The following is a 2,225-nucleotide window of genomic DNA, read 5'->3' on the forward strand; positions in this document are numbered from 1 at the left end:
GCGGACACCCATCAGGGCCAGCGGCCGTCGTGCCGCGCTGAAGGCCGGACACACGACTGCAAGCGACTACCGCTGCTTGATTGCCATGATTCTTCTTGCAAGACAGGGGGCCATCCACACACGCCATACCTCTGCTTCCACCGAAAGAAGGTCGCCTCCGAGACGCCCATCTTGCGGCAGACCTCGGTCACTGGCGTACCCAGCTCCGCCTACTTCAGCGCGAAGGAAATCTGGTCAACGTATACGTTGACCGGTGTAGTGGCTCTTCCTCACCGGACCGTCCTCCTTCAGGTCAACATCCCTGCCGGAAAACTCTCAGAAAACCGGACCAGTTTCCAGGTTTAAGGTCAACCAGAGCCTAAAGGGGCCGGGGTTGGCTGCCGACGTAGGTAATCCACGTTCCGGGGAGCCTCAACCCCCGCGCGCGGTAGGCGGGGCATGTTTCATGGCGTCGGGATCGGAACCAGCGTCTCGTTCAAGAAGGCCTCGCCGATCCTAAGCTCGCTGACGCGCTGCGGCGAGAGAAAGGTGGTTCGTAACCCCTCAGCCGTCTCATACTCGACCGAGAACCAGATACCCCAAGTCAGAATTGGCTCATCCACGGGGAGCATGTTGGTGACCCGGGCCATGCCTGGGGGAAGCGCGTCATTCATGATCAGCACTTATCGGAAGAAGACTTCGGCCATGCTGCGCGTGCACGGCACTGAGATCGCGGCCACCATGGCCAGTTCTTGCTTCTGAAGCCGCTCCACCTAGCCCAGGAAGGCCCTGGCGAGGAGCGCGAGGCCGGCCAGCAGCGCCGACAGGGTAAAAGGCACTTCCAAGCTTCTGCGCATCTTGCGCTCCTCCGGATCAGATTTTCGGAACCCGGCGTCTGGGTATGCGCTGACTGTTGAGAAAGCATTAACCGTCCAGCTGATCCGCGCTGAGGAGAATGGTCGCCGGAGACGTGGGCGTATCTCGTGCATGGCGGGCCACCCTGGCTGCTGCAGAAGCCATGAACCCGGCAGGGTCCAGCACTACTCGGGCGCTTGCCTCACCTTTTTTCGGTGCCTGGGCACCCTCCCCCTTTTCGGCAAGCCTGGATGCGCAGGACCGACAAGGCGGGCGGAAAGGCTTCGGTGGCTATGAGCGGGAGGTTAGTGGGCTTAACCGCCTGTCCACATACTTTACGGCTGGGCTGCCCTCTAAGCCGGAAATTACCGCAAATTAATTAGCTAAAGTGGTGGCACACCGCATGCCACGCCTCGTGGCAGTACCAAGGGGAGGCAGGGATGCGCTCGTTCAAAGCTCTGGCGGAAATGGTCCTGACTGGGCTGCTCAATCCTGCCGTGGTGTGGCCGTCAAGGCAGGTGATATGCCTGCTAGCAGTGCCGCGCCGCCAAGGAGTTGCTGGGCGGACAAAGCAGCTCTCTCCGTGAGGTCGGGCACGAGTATCACCGCAGTTTGAAGCATCGAAGGCGGCATCCGGAGGCCTCGGCCGCGGATGGTTGAGGCACTTCGCTCAGCTTTGGGGGAGGCCAGCGTGGAGTTCGTCGCCGAGCGCAGGGGCATTTTCGGCGTTCAGCTTAAGGGGAGCGGTATGTTTGAGGTGGGTAAGACCTACGAGATCCGAATGGTCATCGATGGTGAGGAGACCACGATTTTCCGGCAGGTCGAGGCGTACGACCACCCTCTCGTAAAGTTCGCCGATGTGGTTCAAGCGCAGATCGATTTTGTGCCTGAACAGAGAGTTCCTGGCGAGATCTTGAATGTAACTTCGCCCAGCTTCGTCGGCGCCGTTTGCATGACGAGTTCGGTCGAGAGTTAGCGGTTTGGATCGGCTGCTCGGGCGGTAGCGCCCGGGTGGTCCTGACCCTCAGAACTGATCCGGCCGGAGCGCAAGTTTTTCGGGCACTGGTCCGCACCCCAACTCTGATCCGGGGTCTAAGCAAGTTCTCGGGCTGGTTGAGCTTGGTTGGCGAAGGCGTTCGGGGTCAAGTTCCCGAGCGCTGAATGGGGTCTCTCCTCGTTGTAGTGGCACCTCCATTCCTCGATGCGGGCCCTGGCATCGGCCAGGGACAGGAACCACGAGGCATTCAGGCACTCGGCCCGGAGCCGGGTGACCTGACCCCGTAGAAGCGATCCGCCGGTAAGGTGAGGCCGGCGGAACCGTGGAGGGTGTCGGGATGGCAAGGAAGCACCACAAGCCGGAAGAGATCGTTGCCAAGCTGCGTCAGGTTGAG

2 protein-coding genes and 2 pseudogenes are annotated in these 2,225 nt (G+C 61.1%); 1 reads left to right on the top strand and 3 read right to left on the bottom strand.

Features of this window, described 5'->3' with window-relative positions; translation table 11 throughout:
• Positions 1 to 113: 113 nt before the first annotated feature.
• Positions 114 to 203 (bottom strand): annotated as a pseudogene (locus J8J14_RS25315) (transposase); the annotation flags it as partial.
• 240 nt (positions 204 to 443) lie between these two features.
• Positions 444 to 653: a hypothetical protein gene (locus J8J14_RS24610; RefSeq protein ID WP_209382180.1), complete on the bottom strand. Its 210-nt coding sequence runs from the start codon at positions 651 to 653 to the stop codon at positions 444 to 446.
• 872 nt (positions 654 to 1,525) lie between these two features.
• On the opposite strand from J8J14_RS24610, the gene J8J14_RS24615 reads away from it, so the two are divergent.
• Positions 1,526 to 1,810 (top strand): hypothetical protein, encoded by a 285-nt coding sequence (locus J8J14_RS24615; protein WP_209382181.1) that lies wholly within the window; start codon positions 1,526 to 1,528, stop codon positions 1,808 to 1,810.
• Between the two features lie 116 nt (positions 1,811 to 1,926).
• Here J8J14_RS24615 and J8J14_RS24620 read toward each other — a convergent pair.
• Positions 1,927 to 2,100, bottom strand: a pseudogene (locus tag J8J14_RS24620) (integrase core domain-containing protein); the annotation flags it as partial.
• Positions 2,101 to 2,225 lie beyond the last annotated feature (125 nt).

The organism is Pararoseomonas baculiformis (assembly GCF_017813395.1).
GTDB lineage: Bacteria > Pseudomonadota > Alphaproteobacteria > Acetobacterales > Acetobacteraceae > Roseomonas > Roseomonas baculiformis.

Coding starts and splice junctions, on each gene's coding strand:
- J8J14_RS24610 (WP_209382180.1), bottom strand. CDS start 653: ATGAATGACGCGCTTCCCCCAGGCATGGCCCGGGTCACCAACATGCTC.